The 16409-nt window shown below is 29.2% G+C and carries 13 protein-coding genes; 11 read left to right on the forward strand and 2 right to left on the reverse strand.

Features of this window, described 5'->3' with window-relative positions; genetic code table 11:
- The first annotated feature begins 85 nt into the window (after window positions 1–85).
- The 7 genes from CSPA_RS08120 to CSPA_RS08150 all read left to right on the forward strand — a co-directional run bounded on the left by CSPA_RS08120 (window position 86) and on the right by CSPA_RS08150 (window position 10775).
- Window positions 86–1429, forward strand: coding sequence for an alpha-amylase family glycosyl hydrolase (locus CSPA_RS08120; protein WP_015391750.1), 1344 nt, complete (start codon window positions 86–88; stop codon window positions 1427–1429).
- 58 nt (window positions 1430–1487) lie between these two features.
- Complete coding sequence (pulA, locus tag CSPA_RS08125; RefSeq protein ID WP_015391751.1) at window positions 1488–3461, forward strand: type I pullulanase; 1974 nt, start codon at window positions 1488–1490, stop codon at window positions 3459–3461.
- Window positions 3462–3486: 25 nt separating this feature from the next.
- The gene (locus CSPA_RS08130; protein ID WP_015391752.1) at window positions 3487–4266 is read left to right on the forward strand and encodes a DUF4931 domain-containing protein; all 780 of its coding nucleotides are present in this window, start codon (window positions 3487–3489) and stop codon (window positions 4264–4266) included.
- A gap of 789 nt (window positions 4267–5055) precedes the next feature.
- The gene (locus CSPA_RS08135) at window positions 5056–6765 is read left to right on the forward strand and encodes a ribonuclease J (protein WP_015391753.1); all 1710 of its coding nucleotides are present in this window, start codon (window positions 5056–5058) and stop codon (window positions 6763–6765) included.
- Between the two features lie 262 nt (window positions 6766–7027).
- On the forward strand, window positions 7028–8203 hold the full coding sequence (locus CSPA_RS08140; protein ID WP_015391754.1) for a DegT/DnrJ/EryC1/StrS family aminotransferase: 1176 nt from the start codon (window positions 7028–7030) through the stop codon (window positions 8201–8203).
- 186 nt (window positions 8204–8389) lie between these two features.
- The gene (locus CSPA_RS08145; RefSeq protein WP_015391755.1) at window positions 8390–9550 is read left to right on the forward strand and encodes a MerR family transcriptional regulator; all 1161 of its coding nucleotides are present in this window, start codon (window positions 8390–8392) and stop codon (window positions 9548–9550) included.
- Between the two features lie 13 nt (window positions 9551–9563).
- Complete coding sequence (locus CSPA_RS08150; RefSeq protein ID WP_015391756.1) at window positions 9564–10775, forward strand: DegT/DnrJ/EryC1/StrS family aminotransferase; 1212 nt, start codon at window positions 9564–9566, stop codon at window positions 10773–10775.
- Between the two features lie 705 nt (window positions 10776–11480).
- Here CSPA_RS08150 and dcd read toward each other — a convergent pair.
- Window positions 11481–11999: a dCTP deaminase gene (gene dcd / locus CSPA_RS08155; RefSeq protein WP_015391757.1), complete on the reverse strand. Its 519-nt coding sequence runs from the start codon at window positions 11997–11999 to the stop codon at window positions 11481–11483.
- 111 nt (window positions 12000–12110) lie between these two features.
- Here dcd and CSPA_RS08160 point away from each other — a divergent pair, with 111 nt between their 5' ends.
- The 4 genes from CSPA_RS08160 to CSPA_RS08170 all read left to right on the forward strand — a co-directional run bounded on the left by CSPA_RS08160 (window position 12111) and on the right by CSPA_RS08170 (window position 15663).
- On the forward strand, window positions 12111–13298 hold the full coding sequence (locus CSPA_RS08160; protein ID WP_015391758.1) for a class I SAM-dependent rRNA methyltransferase: 1188 nt from the start codon (window positions 12111–12113) through the stop codon (window positions 13296–13298).
- Window positions 13299–13557: 259 nt separating this feature from the next.
- A complete protein-coding gene (locus CSPA_RS08165; protein WP_015391759.1) occupies window positions 13558–14007 on the forward strand; it encodes an Hsp20/alpha crystallin family protein in 450 nt (149 codons plus the stop codon).
- Window positions 14008–14264: 257 nt separating this feature from the next.
- Entirely contained in the window at window positions 14265–14411 is a 147-nt protein-coding gene (locus CSPA_RS29065; protein WP_200864799.1) for a hypothetical protein, read from the forward strand.
- A gap of 76 nt (window positions 14412–14487) precedes the next feature.
- Window positions 14488–15663 carry an SAM-dependent methyltransferase gene (locus CSPA_RS08170; RefSeq protein WP_015391761.1) on the forward strand — a complete coding sequence of 392 codons (1176 nt, stop codon included), beginning with the start codon at window positions 14488–14490 and terminating at the stop codon, window positions 15661–15663.
- Here CSPA_RS08170 and CSPA_RS08175 read toward each other — a convergent pair.
- Entirely contained in the window at window positions 15660–16208 is a 549-nt protein-coding gene (locus CSPA_RS08175) for a DUF2238 domain-containing protein (RefSeq protein WP_015391760.1), read from the reverse strand. The two genes, CSPA_RS08170 and CSPA_RS08175, sit on opposite strands and share 4 nt — an antisense overlap.
- Window positions 16209–16409: the final 201 nt, after the last annotated feature.

Raw genomic sequence — 16409 nt, forward strand, 5'->3', positions numbered from 1 at the left:
TTTAATATGATATTCAACGGAGAAAACTGGCAAATATTATACTAAAAATGATATAATGTAAATATAAACTAAAGGGGATGAATTTATGAATGAATGGATTAGAGAAAGTGTGTTTTTCCAATTCTTTCCGTTAGGTCTTTGTGGTGTATTGGAACCGGGAAAAGTATATGAAAAAGGAAAGAATAGATTTATTAAAATTGAAGAATGGATACCTCATTTGAAAGAAATGAGTATAAATGCAGTATATTTTGCGCCAATTTTTGAATCAACTTATCATGGTTATGATACAAAGGATTATTATAAAGTTGATGAAAGACTTGGATCAAATGAAGATTTTAAAAAATTATGTAATAAGCTACACACAAATCAAATTAAAATTGTATTAGATGGAGTGTTTAACCATGTAGGCAGAGACTTTTGGGCATTTAAAGATGTTCAGGCAAATGGAAGAAACTCGAAATATTGTAATTGGTTTGTAAATTTAAATTTTGATAGTAGAAGTCCTATGGGTGATGATTTCAATTATCAAAGTTGGAATGGCTGTTATGATTTAGTTAAGCTTAATTTGAAGAATAATGAAGTTTTAGATCATTTATTAAAGGCGGTTGAAACCTGGATAGATGAATTTGATATAGATGGATTAAGATTAGATGCAGCAGATAGTATAGATTTTGAATTCTTTAAAGTTCTAAAGAAGTTTACAGAAACTAAAAAGAAGAATTTTTGGCTTATGGGTGAAGTCATTCATGGAGACTATACTAGATGGGCAAATCCTGAAAGTTTAGATTCTGTGACAAATTATGAATGTTATAAAGGTATTTATTCAAGTCATAATGATAAAAATTATTTTGAGATTGCTCATTCTTTAAACAGATTGTTTGGTGCGGGTGGAATTTACAAAAATTTATGTTTGTATAATTTTGTAGATAATCATGATGTTAATAGATTAGCAAGTACTCTAAAGTTCCCTGAATATTTATATAACTGTTATACTTTGTTATATACAATGCCAGGAGTACCAAGCGTATATTATGGAAGCGAGTATGGTATTAAAGGAGTTAAGGGAAAAGGCACAGACTTGCCATTGAGGCCTGAATTAACGCTTGAAGAAATAGATGATTCAAATGAGAAATTATTTGAATTAATTAAGAAATTAGGTCAAATCAGAACTGAAAGCAAAGCATTAAAATATGGGAATTATGAGCAAGTAATAGTTAAGAATGAACAATTTGTTTTTACTAGAACAAGCGATGATGATAAAGTATATGTGGTTTTAAATTTAAGTGATAAAGAAAGTAATTTGGAGTTTGAAGCGAAGTTTACTCAGGGAATTGATTTATTAGATGAAAATAAGACCATAATTAATGGTGGAAAAGTTATGCTTAAAGTACCTGCATTTTCTGGAAAAATAATAAAAGGGTTAAAATAATTGGTATATTTGTTAATGAAATTATAGATTTAATAACAATAACAAAGGGGTAGGTAGAATGAATTTATTAGATAATGATTATAATAATTATGGTGGTAAATTGGGTGCAGAATATTCAAATGAAATGACAAAATTTGTTATTTGGGCGCCAAATGCAAATAATGTAAGATTAATTCTTTTTGGTAAGAATGGTATGAATTATACCAATCCACCTGAAGAAATATTAGATATGAATAGAAGTGAAAAAGGCACTTGGAGTATAGAAGTAAAAAGAGATTTAAAAGGGGAATTCTATAATTACTTGGTCACAAATAGTGGAAATGAAAGTGAAGTAACAGACCCATATGCAAAAGCAGTTGGTGTTAATGGAAATAGAGGGATGGTTGTAGATCTTAAAGAAACTAATCCAATAGACTTTGATAAAGATAAAAGACCTGAGCTCAGCAGCCCAACAGGATCAGTAATATATGAGCTGCATGTAAGAGATTTTTCTATAAATGAAAATTCTGGAGTTAAAGATGAGAAAAAAGGAAAATTTCCTGCGTTCTGTGAGCATGGAACTAGCATTCCAGGACAATATACAAAAACAGGAGTAGATTACTTGAAGGATTTAGGGATAACTCATGTTCATTTGCTTCCTGCCTTTGATTATATTACAGTAGATGAAAGTAAACCAGATGTGCCACAATATAACTGGGGATACGATCCACAAAACTATTTCGTACCAGAAGGTTCCTATTCAACAGATCCATTTAGTGGAGAAAAAAGAATAATGGAATTTAAAGAAATGGTTAAAACTCTTCATAAATCAGGTATAAGAGTTGTAATGGATATGGTTTATAATCATACTTATAAAAGTCATGACTCAAATCTAAACTTAGCGGTACCCAACTATTATTATAGGCAGGATTCATATGGTAACTTTTCTAACGGTTCAGGCTGCGGTAATGAATTAGCATCTGAAAGATATATGGTTAGAAAGCTCATAGTGGATTCAATATTATATTGGGCTAAGGAATATCATATTGATGGATTTAGATTTGATTTAATGGGACTACATGATATCGAAACTATAAGAATGATTAGGAATGAACTTGATAAAATCGATCCATCAATATTAATATATGGAGAAGGATGGACTGGCGGATGGACACCTCTTAGAGGAGAAGATTCAGCAGTAAAACAAAACATTGTAAAATTTGAAGATATGCAAATTGCAGCCTTTAGTGATGATACTAGAGATTCTGTTAAGGGACATGTATTTAATATAAATGAAAGGGGATATGTAAACGGTAGACCAGGGTTAGAAGAAAGTATTAAATTCTGCATAGTTGGAGCAACAGGTCAAGTAGGAATTAATTATGATAGAATTATATATTCTCGCTGGGCATGGGCTAACGAGCCGTATCAATGTATAAATTATATTTCAGCTCATGATAATTATACTTTATGGGATAAGTTATATATGGCTAATAGTGATTCCTCCTTGAAAAAGCGAATTAATATGAATAAACTAGCTGCAGCTATAATTTTGACTTCTCAAGGAATACCTTTCTTTCAAGCAGGAGAAGAATTTTTAAGATCAAAGAAAAATGATGATGGTAGCTTTAACCATGATAGTTATAATGCTCCAGATAGGGTTAATAATTTAGAATGGTCAAGAGTAGAGGAGTATAAGGAAGTTGTTAATTATTATAGGGGATTAATAAAGTTAAGAAAGAAATATAAGGCTTTTAGAATGAATACAAGGGAAGAAATTAGAAAAAATCTTTCATTTTTAGAATTTGGTGAAGAATTTTATAAACCAAATGTTGTTGCGTACAAAATAGAAGATAACAGTGGAAAAAATTTATGTAATACTATAGTTGTGATTTTTAATCCAAATGATGAGGAAGCATTTGTAGATTTGAAGCAATGTGGATGGAGTGTACTAGTTAATAAAGAAAGAGCAGGAGTGGAAGAGATTTACCCTATACCAGGTAATAATGTTACTGTTCCTTCGAAGAGTGCATATGTATTAATAAAAAAATGATTTAGATTTAGACGGAAGGTTTTCGGTGATATTGGTGGAAAAAGAGAGATACTTAGTGTTTTTAAATGATGTAAATAAAGATAAACCAAATGAATTTCATAATATAAATATGAAGGAATGCCCATTTTGTAATAGAGATAAACTAACTGATATTATTGATGAAAGTGGTCCATTTATTTTACTTAAAAATAAATATCCAACTATAAAAGATACTTGTCAGTTAGTTATTATAGAAACTTATGATTGTAATACTAATATGGGTGAATATTCAGAAGAATATATGCTTGACTTAATGAAGTTTGGAATTAAACATTGGTTAAGAATAGAAAAAAGTGAAGAATATAAGTCTGTCATTTTTTATAAGAATCATGGACCACGATCTGGAGGAAGTTTAAAACATCCACATATGCAGATTGTGGGCTTAGATGATATTGATTATAAAGAAAGAATAAAAGAAGCATATTTTCAAGGCATAGAAATTCATAAAACTGATAACTGCTTAGTAAATTTATCTCAAACGCCATTTAATGGATTTACTGAATTTAATATAATTATAAAGGATGATTTATCAGCAATAACAGAACTTTCAGGAAGTCTTAGAAAAATAGTTCATTATCTTTTAAATAATTATTTTGTAAAGTGTGATAGCTTTAATATATATTTCTACCATTTAGATGAAAGGATTATATGTAAAGTTATGCCTAGGTTCACTAGTTCACCATTGTTGCTTGGTTATGGAATAAGACAGATATCAAGTATTGAAAAAGAAATTGCTGATAAGGTTAAAGCATTATATTTTTCTTGAAAAAGAGGTATTTGTACATATGATAGAAGGAAATAGCTAAAATGATTTGCATAATTATTTTTACTATTTCCTTTTTTTGTTAATTATCAATTCTCAATAGACAAGTAAATTATAGATATCCAAAGCGAAAATTAGACTTATGCAACAATTACCAAAATCAGATCCATTTATCTTCCACAGGACTAGTGAAATTTTCGCTGAAAGGTTCTAAGTGGAAGGTTGCACCCATTTCTGCATGTTCCTAAAGTAAATTTATGACAAGCAGAAAATGAAACAACCTTAGAGGAAACTCGACTCACATTCGTTCGCTGAGTAAGCGATTCACACCAAATCAGTTTTTTAAAGGAGGTTAACTCATGAATGAGTTAACTAAGTTCAAGAAACCAAATCATAGATTTGGACTTTCACTTATCTGCTTAACAACCATCATCAGCTCAATTTCACATGCCTGCTTCCAGAAAAATGTATCTAATTTCTAGTGTAGTGTTACGATTATAATTTCTCGATAATGCATACATATTCAATTTATAAATTTGAGTATTAATTTGGATATCTATATTAATGTTCAATGCTTAACTATCAATCAAAGCTGATTTCCTTTTGAAAGCTTTAAGTTTTGAAAAATTCTTTTTAACATATATAGCTGGAAAATTATAAATTTATTATTGCCTAATGGAATCTTAGATTATGAAGTAGAAATGATGAATAATTAAGGAGGAAATTGCTACTAATATAATTATAAATATTGCAAATAATTAAAGTAGATAATTAATATTGCGGGGTGAAAATATGAATAAAAGTGAATTGGAAGAAGTAAAAAGCAATAAAAAAGTAAGAGGTAAAAAAGTTCCTTTAAAAATAATTCCCTTAGGCGGCTTAGGCGAAATAGGTAAAAATATGACTGCCTTTGAGTATAACGATGAAATAATTGTTATAGACTGCGGTTTAGCTTTTCCGGATGAAGATCTTTATGGAATTGACAGTGTGATTCCTGATGTAACTTTTTTGATTAAAAATAAAGAAAAAGTTAAAGGAATTTTTATTACTCATGGACATGAAGATCATATAGGTGCATTGCCATATATTTTGAAACAAATTAATATTCCTGTATATGGAACCAAAATGAGTCTGGGATTAATTGAAATAAAGCTTAAAGATCATAAAATGCTAAATGATTGTACTTTAGTAATGGTTGAGCCTGGAGAGTTAATAAAGCTTGATAATTTTAAAGTTGAATTTATTAGAAACAATCATAGTATACCTGATAGCTGCTCTATTGCGTTACACACGCCTATAGGAGTTGCAGTTCATAGTGGGGATTTTAAAGTTGATTTTACTCCTATTGATGAAAAGATGATGAATTTACAAAGGTATGCAGAACTAGGAAAAAGAGGTGTATTGCTTTTAATGGCTGATAGTACAAATGCTCTTCATAAAGGCTACACTATGTCAGAAAAATCTGTAGGTGAGACTTTAGAACATCTTTTCAGTAAGGCAAGTGGAAGAATTATAGTGTCTACCTTTGCATCTAATGTACATAGGTTACAGCAAATTAGTGACTGTTCTATAAAGTATGGAAGAAAAATAGCTTTTAGCGGAAGAGGTATGGAAAATGTATCAGAAGCTGCTAGAGCACTTGGTTATTTATTTATCCCAGAAGATATGATTATAAGTTTAGATGAAATTAAGAATTATCCTAATGATAAGTTGACTATAGTAACAACAGGTAGTCAGGGTGAGTCTATGGCTGCACTTACTAGAATAGCAGCTTCAACACATAGACATGTTCATATACAAGAAGGAGATATGGTCATAATTTCAGCAGCACCAATTCCAGGAAACGAAAAAGCCGTGTCAAACGTAATAAATGATTTAATCGAAAAGGGAGCTAATGTTATATATAAAGCAATACAAGATATACATGTATCAGGTCATGCCTGTGAGCAGGAACTTAGGCTTATTCAGGCACTTTTGAAACCTAAGTTTTTTGTGCCTGTGCATGGAGAATATAGGCATTTATTTACACATGCTAAAATAGCCCAAAGCATGGGAGTTGATAAAGCTAATACCTTTATTTTAGAAAATGGGGATGTCCTTGAATTGAATAAGACCAATGGGGAAGTTACAGGAAAAGTCCCTTTTGGAAGAGTACTTGTAGATGGTATGGGCGTTGGGGATATTGGAAACATGGTACTTAGAGATAGAAAAAATTTAGCGGAGAATGGAATTATAACAGTGGTTGTAGCTATAGATATGAAGAATAAGATCATAATTTCAGGGCCAGACATAGTTTCAAGAGGTTTTGTATATGTAAGAAATTCAGAAGAATTAATTGATCAAGTTAGGGATATAGTCACTAATGTTGTTGAGAGCTGTTTAGATAGAAACATAACTCAATGGGCAGAAATAAAAAATAGTATTAGAAGAGAAGTAGATAATTTTGTTTATGATAGGATGAAGAGAAAGCCTATGATTCTGCCTGTTATTGTTGAAATATAATATCAGAAGAGTGCTTTTATTGGTAGTTTTTGCTAAATGTTTTATTGAAAATATGATCAATTAGCCTTATTGCTAATTTTTACTTGACTCTGACCTAAGGTGTGAGTTTATAATAAGATTAAGGTACATGAAATAGATAACAAGACTAAAGCTTACAGCTGATAGATTTTGTAAGTAATTGATTGTGCTGAAGGAAAAGTTAAGTTAATGATTTTTAAGTTGACTTAATAAATCTTATTTGATTAGGAGAGGATTGAATTTTATGAAGAAGATACCATTTTCACCACCAGATATAACAGAAGAAGAAATAGAGGCAGTAGCTAACGTCTTAAGATCTGGTTGGATAACTTCAGGTCCAAAGCTTGCAGAATTTGAAGAAGGAATAGAAAAGTATTGTAAGGTTAATAAAGCTTTAGCATTAAATAGTGCAACAGCAGCAGAAGAATTAGTACTTAAAGTGTTTGATTTTAAAGAAGGAGATGAAATAATAACAACTCCTTATACTTATACAGCTACTTCAAGTGCAGCAATACATAGAGGTGTTAAGCCAATATATGTTGATGTAAAAAAAGATACTTTTATGTTAGATATAGATAAAGTTGCAGAAAAGATTACAGATAAGACAAGAGCAATAATCCCAGTTGATATTGCAGGTGTACCATTTGATTATGATGCATTAAAAAAAGTTCTTAAGGATTTAAATCGTGAAGATATTATGATAATTTGTGATTCAGCTCATTCTTTTGGAGCAAAATATAAAGGAGAGCCTGTTGGATCACAAGCACATTTTCATTCATTTTCTTTCCATGCAGTTAAAAATTTAACTACAGGTGAAGGTGGAGCCGTTACTTTCAATGATAATCATTTTGGGGATCACGAAGATTTACTTAAGTATATGAGATATACTGCAATGCATGGCCAAACTAAAGATGCTTTAAGTAAACTTAAGGCTGGAGCTTGGGAATATGATATCATAAATGATGGGATGAAATGTAATTTGACTGATATCGGTGCTGCAATTGGTGTAGTTCAACTTAAGAGATATGATGCAATGCTTGAAAAAAGAAGACAAATCTTTAAGGTATATACAGATATCTTAGGAAAAGAAGATTTTTCAATAATTCCATTTACTAAAGATGATAAGGGAACAGAAACTTCATATCATTTATATCTTTACAGAGTTAAAGGCTTTAATGAAGAAAAGAGAAATGCTGCTATTGAAAAGTTAGCTCAAATGGGAATAGCTACAAATGTACACTATAAGCCATTACCAATGTTAACATTATATAAGAATCTTGGATATGATATTAAAGATTATCCAAATGCTTATGCTCAATATGAAAATGAAATTAGTCTTCCAGTATACACTATATTATCATTAGAAGATGCTGAATATATAGCAAAAGAAGTTGTAAAGGTAATAAAAGAATTATTATAATTTTTAGTAGGTTTTTAACAAAAATGGGATGTATGTTTTAAGGTGTAGACTATTTTCATAGTTAGCACCAAGGACATATATCCTTTTTTAATAAATGATTAAGGATTAAAGAAGAAAAGTCGATAATTTAAGTTGACTCTGACCTAAGGTAGTAGAATAAAATATAGTTGATAAGGGGGGAAGGTATTGAAAATTGGTGAATTTGCTAAAAAATCAGGAGTAACAGTAAAGACATTGCTTCATTATGACAAAATTGGATTGCTTGAACCTAGTGAAAAAACTGATTCAGGATATAGGATATATTGTGAAGAAGATTTATTAAAACTACAGCAGATTACAACCTTAAAATTTATTGGATTATCCTTAAATGAAATAAGCCATATTTTACATGAAAGTGGAGAAAACTTAGAGAGTATGATAAGTTTTCAAAAAAAGGCCCTAGAGGAAAAGAAAAAGCATATTGATGCAGTTATTGAAGTTTTTAATAAAGCACAAAATACTGCAAGGAAAAATGGTTTTTTAGATGCTAGCAATTTAATTGATATTATTAAAGTAACTAATATGGAGAGCAGGGTAAGAGAACAATATAAGAGTGATAAAAACTTAAATATTAGGAGTAATCTTCATAGTTATAATACAAATAAAGTAGATTTTGATAAATGGTGCTTTAGTAATATAAACTTTTTTGAAAATGCAAAAATTTTAGAACTTGGATGTGGAACTGGTAAGCTTTGGCTTAAAAACAAAGAATATATAAGTAGTGATTTAGATATTACTTTATCAGATTTCTCTAAAAGCATGATAAAAATAGCTAAAGGTAGATTAGAAGAAGTTTCTCATGATTTTAACTATGAAGAAATTAATGCTGAAAATATACCCTATGAGGATGAAACCTTTGACATAATAATTGCACAGCATATGATATACTTCATTCCTGATATTGAAAAAGCTTTAGCTGAAATACAAAGAGTATTGAAGCCTAAGGGAATCTTTTATGTGACAGCAAACTCCTGCGAGGCGATGAAGGAACTAAATAAGCTTGCAGAGAAATTTGCACCTAATTTAGGGCTAGATACAAACGGGTATTCAGAGAGGTTTGACTTAGAACATGGAAAAGGAATACTTGAAAAATATTTTAGCAAAGTTGAGGTTGAAATTTTAGATGGAAAAATAATAGTAGATGATCCAAAGCCTGTAGTGTCCTATAAAGCATCAACAATTCAAGGTAGCTCTATACTTGTGGGTGAAAGAAAAAAGGAATTTACAAAGTATTTAGAAGAGCATATAAGAAAAAATGGTCATATATCAATAACAACAAAAACCTGTATGTTTAAAGCAGAGAAATAAAGGAGAGTAAAAAATGAACATTCCATTAGTAGATTTAAAAGCACAATTTAAAACAATTGAGGATAAAGCAACAAAGGCAGCTTGTGAAGTACTTTCATCAGCAAATTACATTATGGGGAAAGATGTAATAGAATTTGAAAAGGAATTTGCAAATTATGTGGGAGCTAAACATGCAATATCCGTAGGAAATGGAACAGATGCCTTAGTTATTGCACTTATGGCTTGTGGTGTTGGGAAAGGCGATGAAGTTATTACAACAACTTTTACATTTTTCTCAACAGCAGAAAGTATTTCAGCAGTAGGAGCAACTCCAGTTTTTGTAGATGTTGAAAAAGATACTTATAATATTGATTCAACAAAGATAGAAGAAAAAATTACTGAAAAGACTAAAGCAATTATGCCAGTTCATATATTTGGACAACCAGCAAAGATGGAGGAAATAAATAAAATTGCTAAAAAACATAACTTGAAAGTTATAGAAGATGCAGCTCAAGCTGTTGGGGCTGAGTATAAAGGTAAGAAAGTTGGAGTTATAGGGGATATAGGTTGTTTCTCATTTTTCCCAACTAAAAATCTTGGATGTGCAGGAGATGGGGGAATTATAACTACCTCTGATGATAACTTAGCAACCATTGTAAAGGCTCTTAGAACTCACGGTAGTGGTGAAAATGGACAAAGAGCATATAATTATTTAAATAATATTAATGAGGAAATTGAAGTTTCAGAAGGACATGATGATACAGTATATAATCCATTAAAATATTATAATTATTTAATTGGATTTAATTCAAGATTAGATACAATTCAAGCTGCAATTTTAAGAATAAAACTAGGGTTTATAGATAGTTGGAATGAAAAAAGAAGAGAAAATGCAAAAAATTATGATGAAAAGTTAAAAGAAACAGCATTAACTTTACCTGTAATAATAGAGGAAGGCAAGTCAGTATATAATATGTACGTTGTACAAGCTGAGAATAGAGAAGAAGTTATTAGTAAATTAAAAGAAAAAGGTATAAGCACAGGAGTTTATTATCCAGTGCCAATGCATTTACAAAAGGTATATAAGAACCTTGGATATAAAGAAGGAGATTTACCTGTGGCAGAATATCTATCACATAGAACTTTTGCTATACCAGTTTACCCAGAACTGAATACTGAGCAAAAAGAATATATAGTTGATACAATAAAAAATATAATTTATATAGATATTCAACGCAAGAATTAGACTTATGTGGTAAATTACCAAAATCCAATACATTTGTCTTCTGCAGGACTAGTGAAATTTTCGCTGGAAGGTTCTAAATTGGAGCTTATCACCATTTTAGCGTGTTCCAGATGTAAAATCCCCAAGGAGAAAGTTCATGTTTCCAAATATAAAATTTGGACACTTACTTTTTGGACATTCACTTTTAGACATGCTAAAATGGAACAAGCCATAGAGGAAACTCGACTCACATTCGTTCGCTGAGTAAGCGATTCACACCAAATCATAGATTTGGGTTCTCTGCTTAACAACCATCATCAGCTCAATTTCACATGCCTGCTTCCAGAAAAATGTATCTGATTTCTAGTGTAGTGTTACGATTATAATTTCTCAATAATATATATATTACATTTATAAGTTGAATTATTAATTTGGATATCTATAAATAAAAACTAAAAACATAATACTGGTAAATTTTATTATTTGAAGAAAAATATAAAAATATAACTGGAAATGAAATTTTCAGTTATATAACATATCAAATATTCAATTTACACAAATTATTATACATTCTCAATAAAAACTAAAAATAAAATAATTAAAGGACTAACTTAAGAATTTAAACCACTAAAATCAGAGAAAAAACTTCTAGAGGCACTGATTTTAGTGGTTTATATTTTGGGTAAATCTCTTTTTATATATCCTAATAATTAATTCGGTTAAATTCTACTCAAAATCCTTATATAAAAGACTTGGCTGAACCCCTTGATTATTTTGATATTTCCCACTAGAATACACATCATAATCACCTTCAATGCTGTGGTAGTATATTTGACACAATTCAATTCCTGAATAAATTCTTATTGGTTGAACACAGAATATTTCTAATGTCCAATATCCGTGAAAACCTACGTCACCAAATCCAGCAGTAACGTGAATAAATAAACCTAACCTTCCAACGGAAGAACGTCCTTCTAACATGGGTACATATTTATCTGTTCCAGTATACTCTATTGTTCTTCCCAAGTATAGCTTCCCAGGCTCTAAAACTAATCCTTCATCAGGTATAATTATCTTTTTTGCTTTATTTTGCTTTTTCATATCTAATACTGTTTCATCATAAACAAGTAATTCGTTATGTAATTTTAGATTATAACTATTTGGATTAAGTTGTTTTTCACTAAAGGGTTCTATTATTATTTCTTTTCCTAACTTATTCTTTATTTCTTTTCCAGAAAGTATCATTTTCCTTTTGCTCCTTTTAATTCATATATATAAATTATTAATTAACAATCTTATATATATGATATAATTATTTAGAATTTAATACAATAATTTGTTTAGGAAGGTACATATATGAAAGAAGTAATAATTAGTGTAAAGAAAGAATTTGTAAATAAATATAAAAAAGGATATTCTTTAATTTTAGAAGAGGCTTTGGTAAATCCAATGGTACTAAAAGAAGAAGGTCAGCTTATAACGTTTATAGATGATAAAAAAGCTTTTTTAGGTAAAGGGTATTATGGAAAGCAAAATAAGGGTTGTGGCTGGATTTTAAGTAATAGTAAAAACAGTAATGTAGATTATAAGTTTTTTTATGATAAGCTTAGAAATGCATTTTCTAAAAGAATGAAATATTATCATTCAAGGGATACCTCTGCTTTTAGAGTATTCAATGGTGAGGGAGATGGAATAGGCGGACTTACTATTGATTATTTTGATGAATATTATCTTATAACTTGGTATAGTAAGGGAATGTATGGATTTAAGGAATATATAATTAAAGCTATAAAAGCTCTAGTTTCTTTTGATGGAATATATGAAAAGAAAAGATTTGAAGAAAATGGCATGGTTGTTGATGAAGATAGTTATTTATGTGGAAAAAAAGCACCAGAACCTCTTATAGTTAAGGAAAATGGAGTTAATTTTGCAATTTATTTAAATGATGGAGCAATGGTAGGGGTATTTTTAGATCAAAAGGAAGTTAGAAAGTCTATTAAAGAAAAATACTCCAAGAATAAAAGAATATTAAATACATTTTCTTATACAGGAGCCTTTTCTATGGCAGCAGCAAAAGGTGGTGCTATTACTACAAGTGTTGACTTAGCAAGCAGAAGTTTAGAAAAAACAACTGAGAACTTTAAGATAAATAATATTGATTCAGAAAAACATGAAATAATTGTTGAAGATATTTTCCAGTATTTTAAACGAGCTAAGAAAGAAGAATTAAAATTTGATGTGGTTATTCTTGATCCGCCAAGCTTTGCAACCTCTAAGGACAATAGATTTAGTGCAGCAAAGGATTATAAAGATTTAATGAAGTCAGCTATTGAAATAACAGAAGACGAAGGGGTAATTGTAGCTTCAACTAATTGCGCTACCTTTAATATGGCTAAGTTTAAAAAGTTTATAGATGATGCTTTTAAAGAATTGCATAAAAATTATGGGATTTTAGAAGAGCACAGCCTTCCAGAGGATTTTGCAGTGACAGAAAAGTTCCCAGAAGGGAATTACTTAAAAGTTGTGTTTGTAAGAGTTTATTAATAAAAAAGTGATTACACTACTATAAGTAAAATATACGTGGTTTTTAAAATAATAAATTTGCAAGATATGTGAAGAATATAAGAGAAATAATTAGCTATACAGAGTTAATTTCGAATATTAATTGTAAAACGCCTAAAAGATATAAAAAAATAATTTTATAGACTTTGACCTTCTTTGACTATTAAATTATAATTTACTTGTAAAAACAAACAATACAAAAACAAGTATAAAAATAAAATAAATTAAGGAGGTCTTAAGTATGTTTGGATTGATACCTTTTAGAACTAATGGAGTAAGCAAGAAAGGAGGTTCATTTGATGATTTCTTTGATGGATTCTTTAATGATGATTTCTTTTCACCAATGAATTTTGGTTTTAGTAGCAACCAAAAATTTAAGGCTGATATAAGAGAAACTCAAAATGAATATTTAGTATCAGCAGAATTACCTGGTGTTAAAAAGGAAGACATCAGTCTAGAATATAGGGACAATACATTAATTATTTCTGCTAAAAGAGATGAAGTGATTAATGAAGAAAAGGATAATTACATCCGAAGAGAAAGAACTTATGGACAAATTTCTAGAGCTTTCCATGTAGAAAATGTTGATAATGCACAAATTTCAGCAAAATTTGAAAATGGTGAATTAAAGATTATTTTACCTAAATTAAATGAAACTATTAAAGAAAATAGTAGAATTTTAATTCAATAGAGAATATATAATTACCTTAGTATGATTTAAATTGTCCCTCTTTCTAGTTTATATAAATAAAAGTTGTATAAAATAATGGAACCCTTTAAAAGGGTTCCATTATTTTATGATCATTTCTTAAACATCGAAAATATTCTTTATAGTTAATAATACTAATCCAAGTCCTGATATTAATGAAAGCAATGCACCAACTACCATAAACGAAATTGTTTTTTATCAAAGGATAATACAGTATTTATCTCATGGATGGAAAGCAAGTGACTATATTGAGAGGTAAAGAAAGTGAAAAATTTTTGAGAAAAATAGAAGCTGCCGATTTTTTGACAGCACAACTAATAATGGCAAAGGTTACAGGGAACTTTAAAAGAAGAAATGAAAGAGAGAGTAAGCAGAGAAACAAATAGAAAACTGAAGTGAATGGTATATTTGAGAACCAATCTTAATATAAATAATTAGTTATATTATAGAGGAGGCTATTTTGTGAGCTTTATTAATAGTTTTTATATTAAGTATTTGGAGAAATTCGATGATATACCGTTTAAAGTAAAATTTCAAAATAACGAAGAATATGTTATTGGGGAGGGTACACCACAGTTTGAAATAACTGTTAAGAATGAGATAAGCAAAACAGAATTATTAAAAAGTACATCTATTGCCCTTGGAGAAGCCTATATGAGAGGTGATATTGAGATACAAGGAGACTTATTTCAAGTTTTAAATTTATTCCTTAGCCAAATGGATAAATTCACAACTGATGCTAAATCTCTTAAAAACTTGATTTTTACATCGAGTTCTCCAAAAAATCAAAAAAGTGAAGTTCAATCTCATTATGATATAGGCAATAATTTTTATTCTCTTTGGCTTGATGATACTATGACTTATTCTTGTGGATATTTTAAATCGGATAATGATAGTTTACATGATGCACAAATTAACAAAATTAATCATTCATTAAAAAAACTTAATTTAAAGGAAGGCATGAGTCTTTTAGATATTGGCTGTGGATGGGGTTCATTACTTATAGAAGCAGCAAAAAAATATAAAGTTCATGGTCTTGGAATTACCTTAAGTGAAGAGCAATTCAAAAAGTGTAATGAAAGAATAAAAGAAGAAAAACTTGAAAATTTATTGGAAGTTAAGCTTATGGATTATCGTGATTTAATTAAGAGTGGCAGAGGCTTTGATAGAGTTATAAGCATAGGCATGCTTGAGCATGTTGGAAGAGAAAATTATGAATTATTTATTAAAAATGTTGATGGGGTTTTAAAACCAGAAGGAGTATTTTTACTACACTATATTAGTGCTTTAAAAGAATATCCAGGAGATCCTTGGATTAAAAAGTATGTTTTTAAAGGTGGGGTAATTCCAAGTCTTAGAGAAATAATAAACATTTGTGGTGATTATAAATTCTATGTTATTGATGTTGAAAGTCTCAGAAGACATTATGTAAAAACACTTTTGTGCTGGAGGGATAATTATAATAAAAATATAGATAAAATATCAAAAATGTTTAATCAAGAATTTATAAGAATGTGGGAACTTTATTTAAGTTCATGTGCAGCAACTTTTAATAATGGAATAATAGATCTTCATCAAATTTTAATTACAAAAGGCTTAAATAATAATATTCCTATGACTAGAGATTATTTATATTAAAAAATCCATAAAGCAGTAATTGCAGCAATAATTGAACCTATTACATCAGATAATAAATCAAAGTTTGTGTCTTTAAGCCCATGTTGATTATTATAGTTTAAAGTAGAATCTAGAATAAATTCATATATCTCATAAATGCAGCCTAGTGAAATTCCAATAGTTGCTACAAATATAGAAACATAATATTTCGGAGAGGTTATATGAAGCACTAGTTTGTCTAAGATGGAATAAAAGAAAAGTGCAAAAGAAAATGAACCTAAAGCGTGTAAAAATCTGTCGTAGTGTTTAGTGCTATTATAAAGATCCATATAATCACCAATAAAATTATTGCCAATTATACTTATTAAAACTAACATTATAATATAAATATTAATTTTAAATGCATATTTATATTGGATAAATAGAAAAAACAAATATGCGATATAGGCTACTATGTTTTCACCTAGGAGCTTATATCTTTTTTTTATTATTATATTAATGCACGTATATATTGTTATAATAGAAAAAATAATAGTCATAATTAATAACAATGTATTATAATTCATAATAACACCTCATTGTAAATTTATTTAATATATCTGTTTTAATTATCAATTATAGAATATAGATATCCAACGCAAGAATTAAACTTATGTGGTGACTTACCGAAATTAGATACATATTTATTACTGCGGACTTAAGAAATTTTCGCTGGATGGGTTCTAAGTGGAAGGTTGCACCCATTTCTGCATGTTCCTAAAGTAAAT

The organism is Clostridium saccharoperbutylacetonicum N1-4(HMT), from assembly GCF_000340885.1.
Classification (GTDB): domain Bacteria; phylum Bacillota; class Clostridia; order Clostridiales; family Clostridiaceae; genus Clostridium; species Clostridium saccharoperbutylacetonicum.

Excerpts from the sequence above, each read along its gene's own strand:
- CSPA_RS08120 (WP_015391750.1), top strand. The coding sequence starts at position 86 with ATGAATGAATGGATTAGAGAAAGTGTGTTTTTCCAATTCTTTCCGTTA.
- pulA (WP_015391751.1), top strand. The coding sequence starts at position 1,488 with ATGAATTTATTAGATAATGATTATAATAATTATGGTGGTAAATTGGGT.
- CSPA_RS08135 (WP_015391753.1), top strand. The coding sequence starts at position 5,056 with ATGAATAAAAGTGAATTGGAAGAAGTAAAAAGCAATAAAAAAGTAAGA.
- CSPA_RS08140 (WP_015391754.1), top strand. The coding sequence starts at position 7,028 with ATGAAGAAGATACCATTTTCACCACCAGATATAACAGAAGAAGAAATA.
- CSPA_RS08150 (WP_015391756.1), top strand. The coding sequence starts at position 9,564 with ATGAACATTCCATTAGTAGATTTAAAAGCACAATTTAAAACAATTGAG.
- dcd (WP_015391757.1), bottom strand. The coding sequence starts at position 11,999 with ATGATACTTTCTGGAAAAGAAATAAAGAATAAGTTAGGAAAAGAAATA.
- CSPA_RS08160 (WP_015391758.1), top strand. The coding sequence starts at position 12,111 with ATGAAAGAAGTAATAATTAGTGTAAAGAAAGAATTTGTAAATAAATAT.
- CSPA_RS08165 (WP_015391759.1), top strand. The coding sequence starts at position 13,558 with ATGTTTGGATTGATACCTTTTAGAACTAATGGAGTAAGCAAGAAAGGA.
- CSPA_RS08175 (WP_015391760.1), bottom strand. The coding sequence starts at position 16,208 with ATGAATTATAATACATTGTTATTAATTATGACTATTATTTTTTCTATT.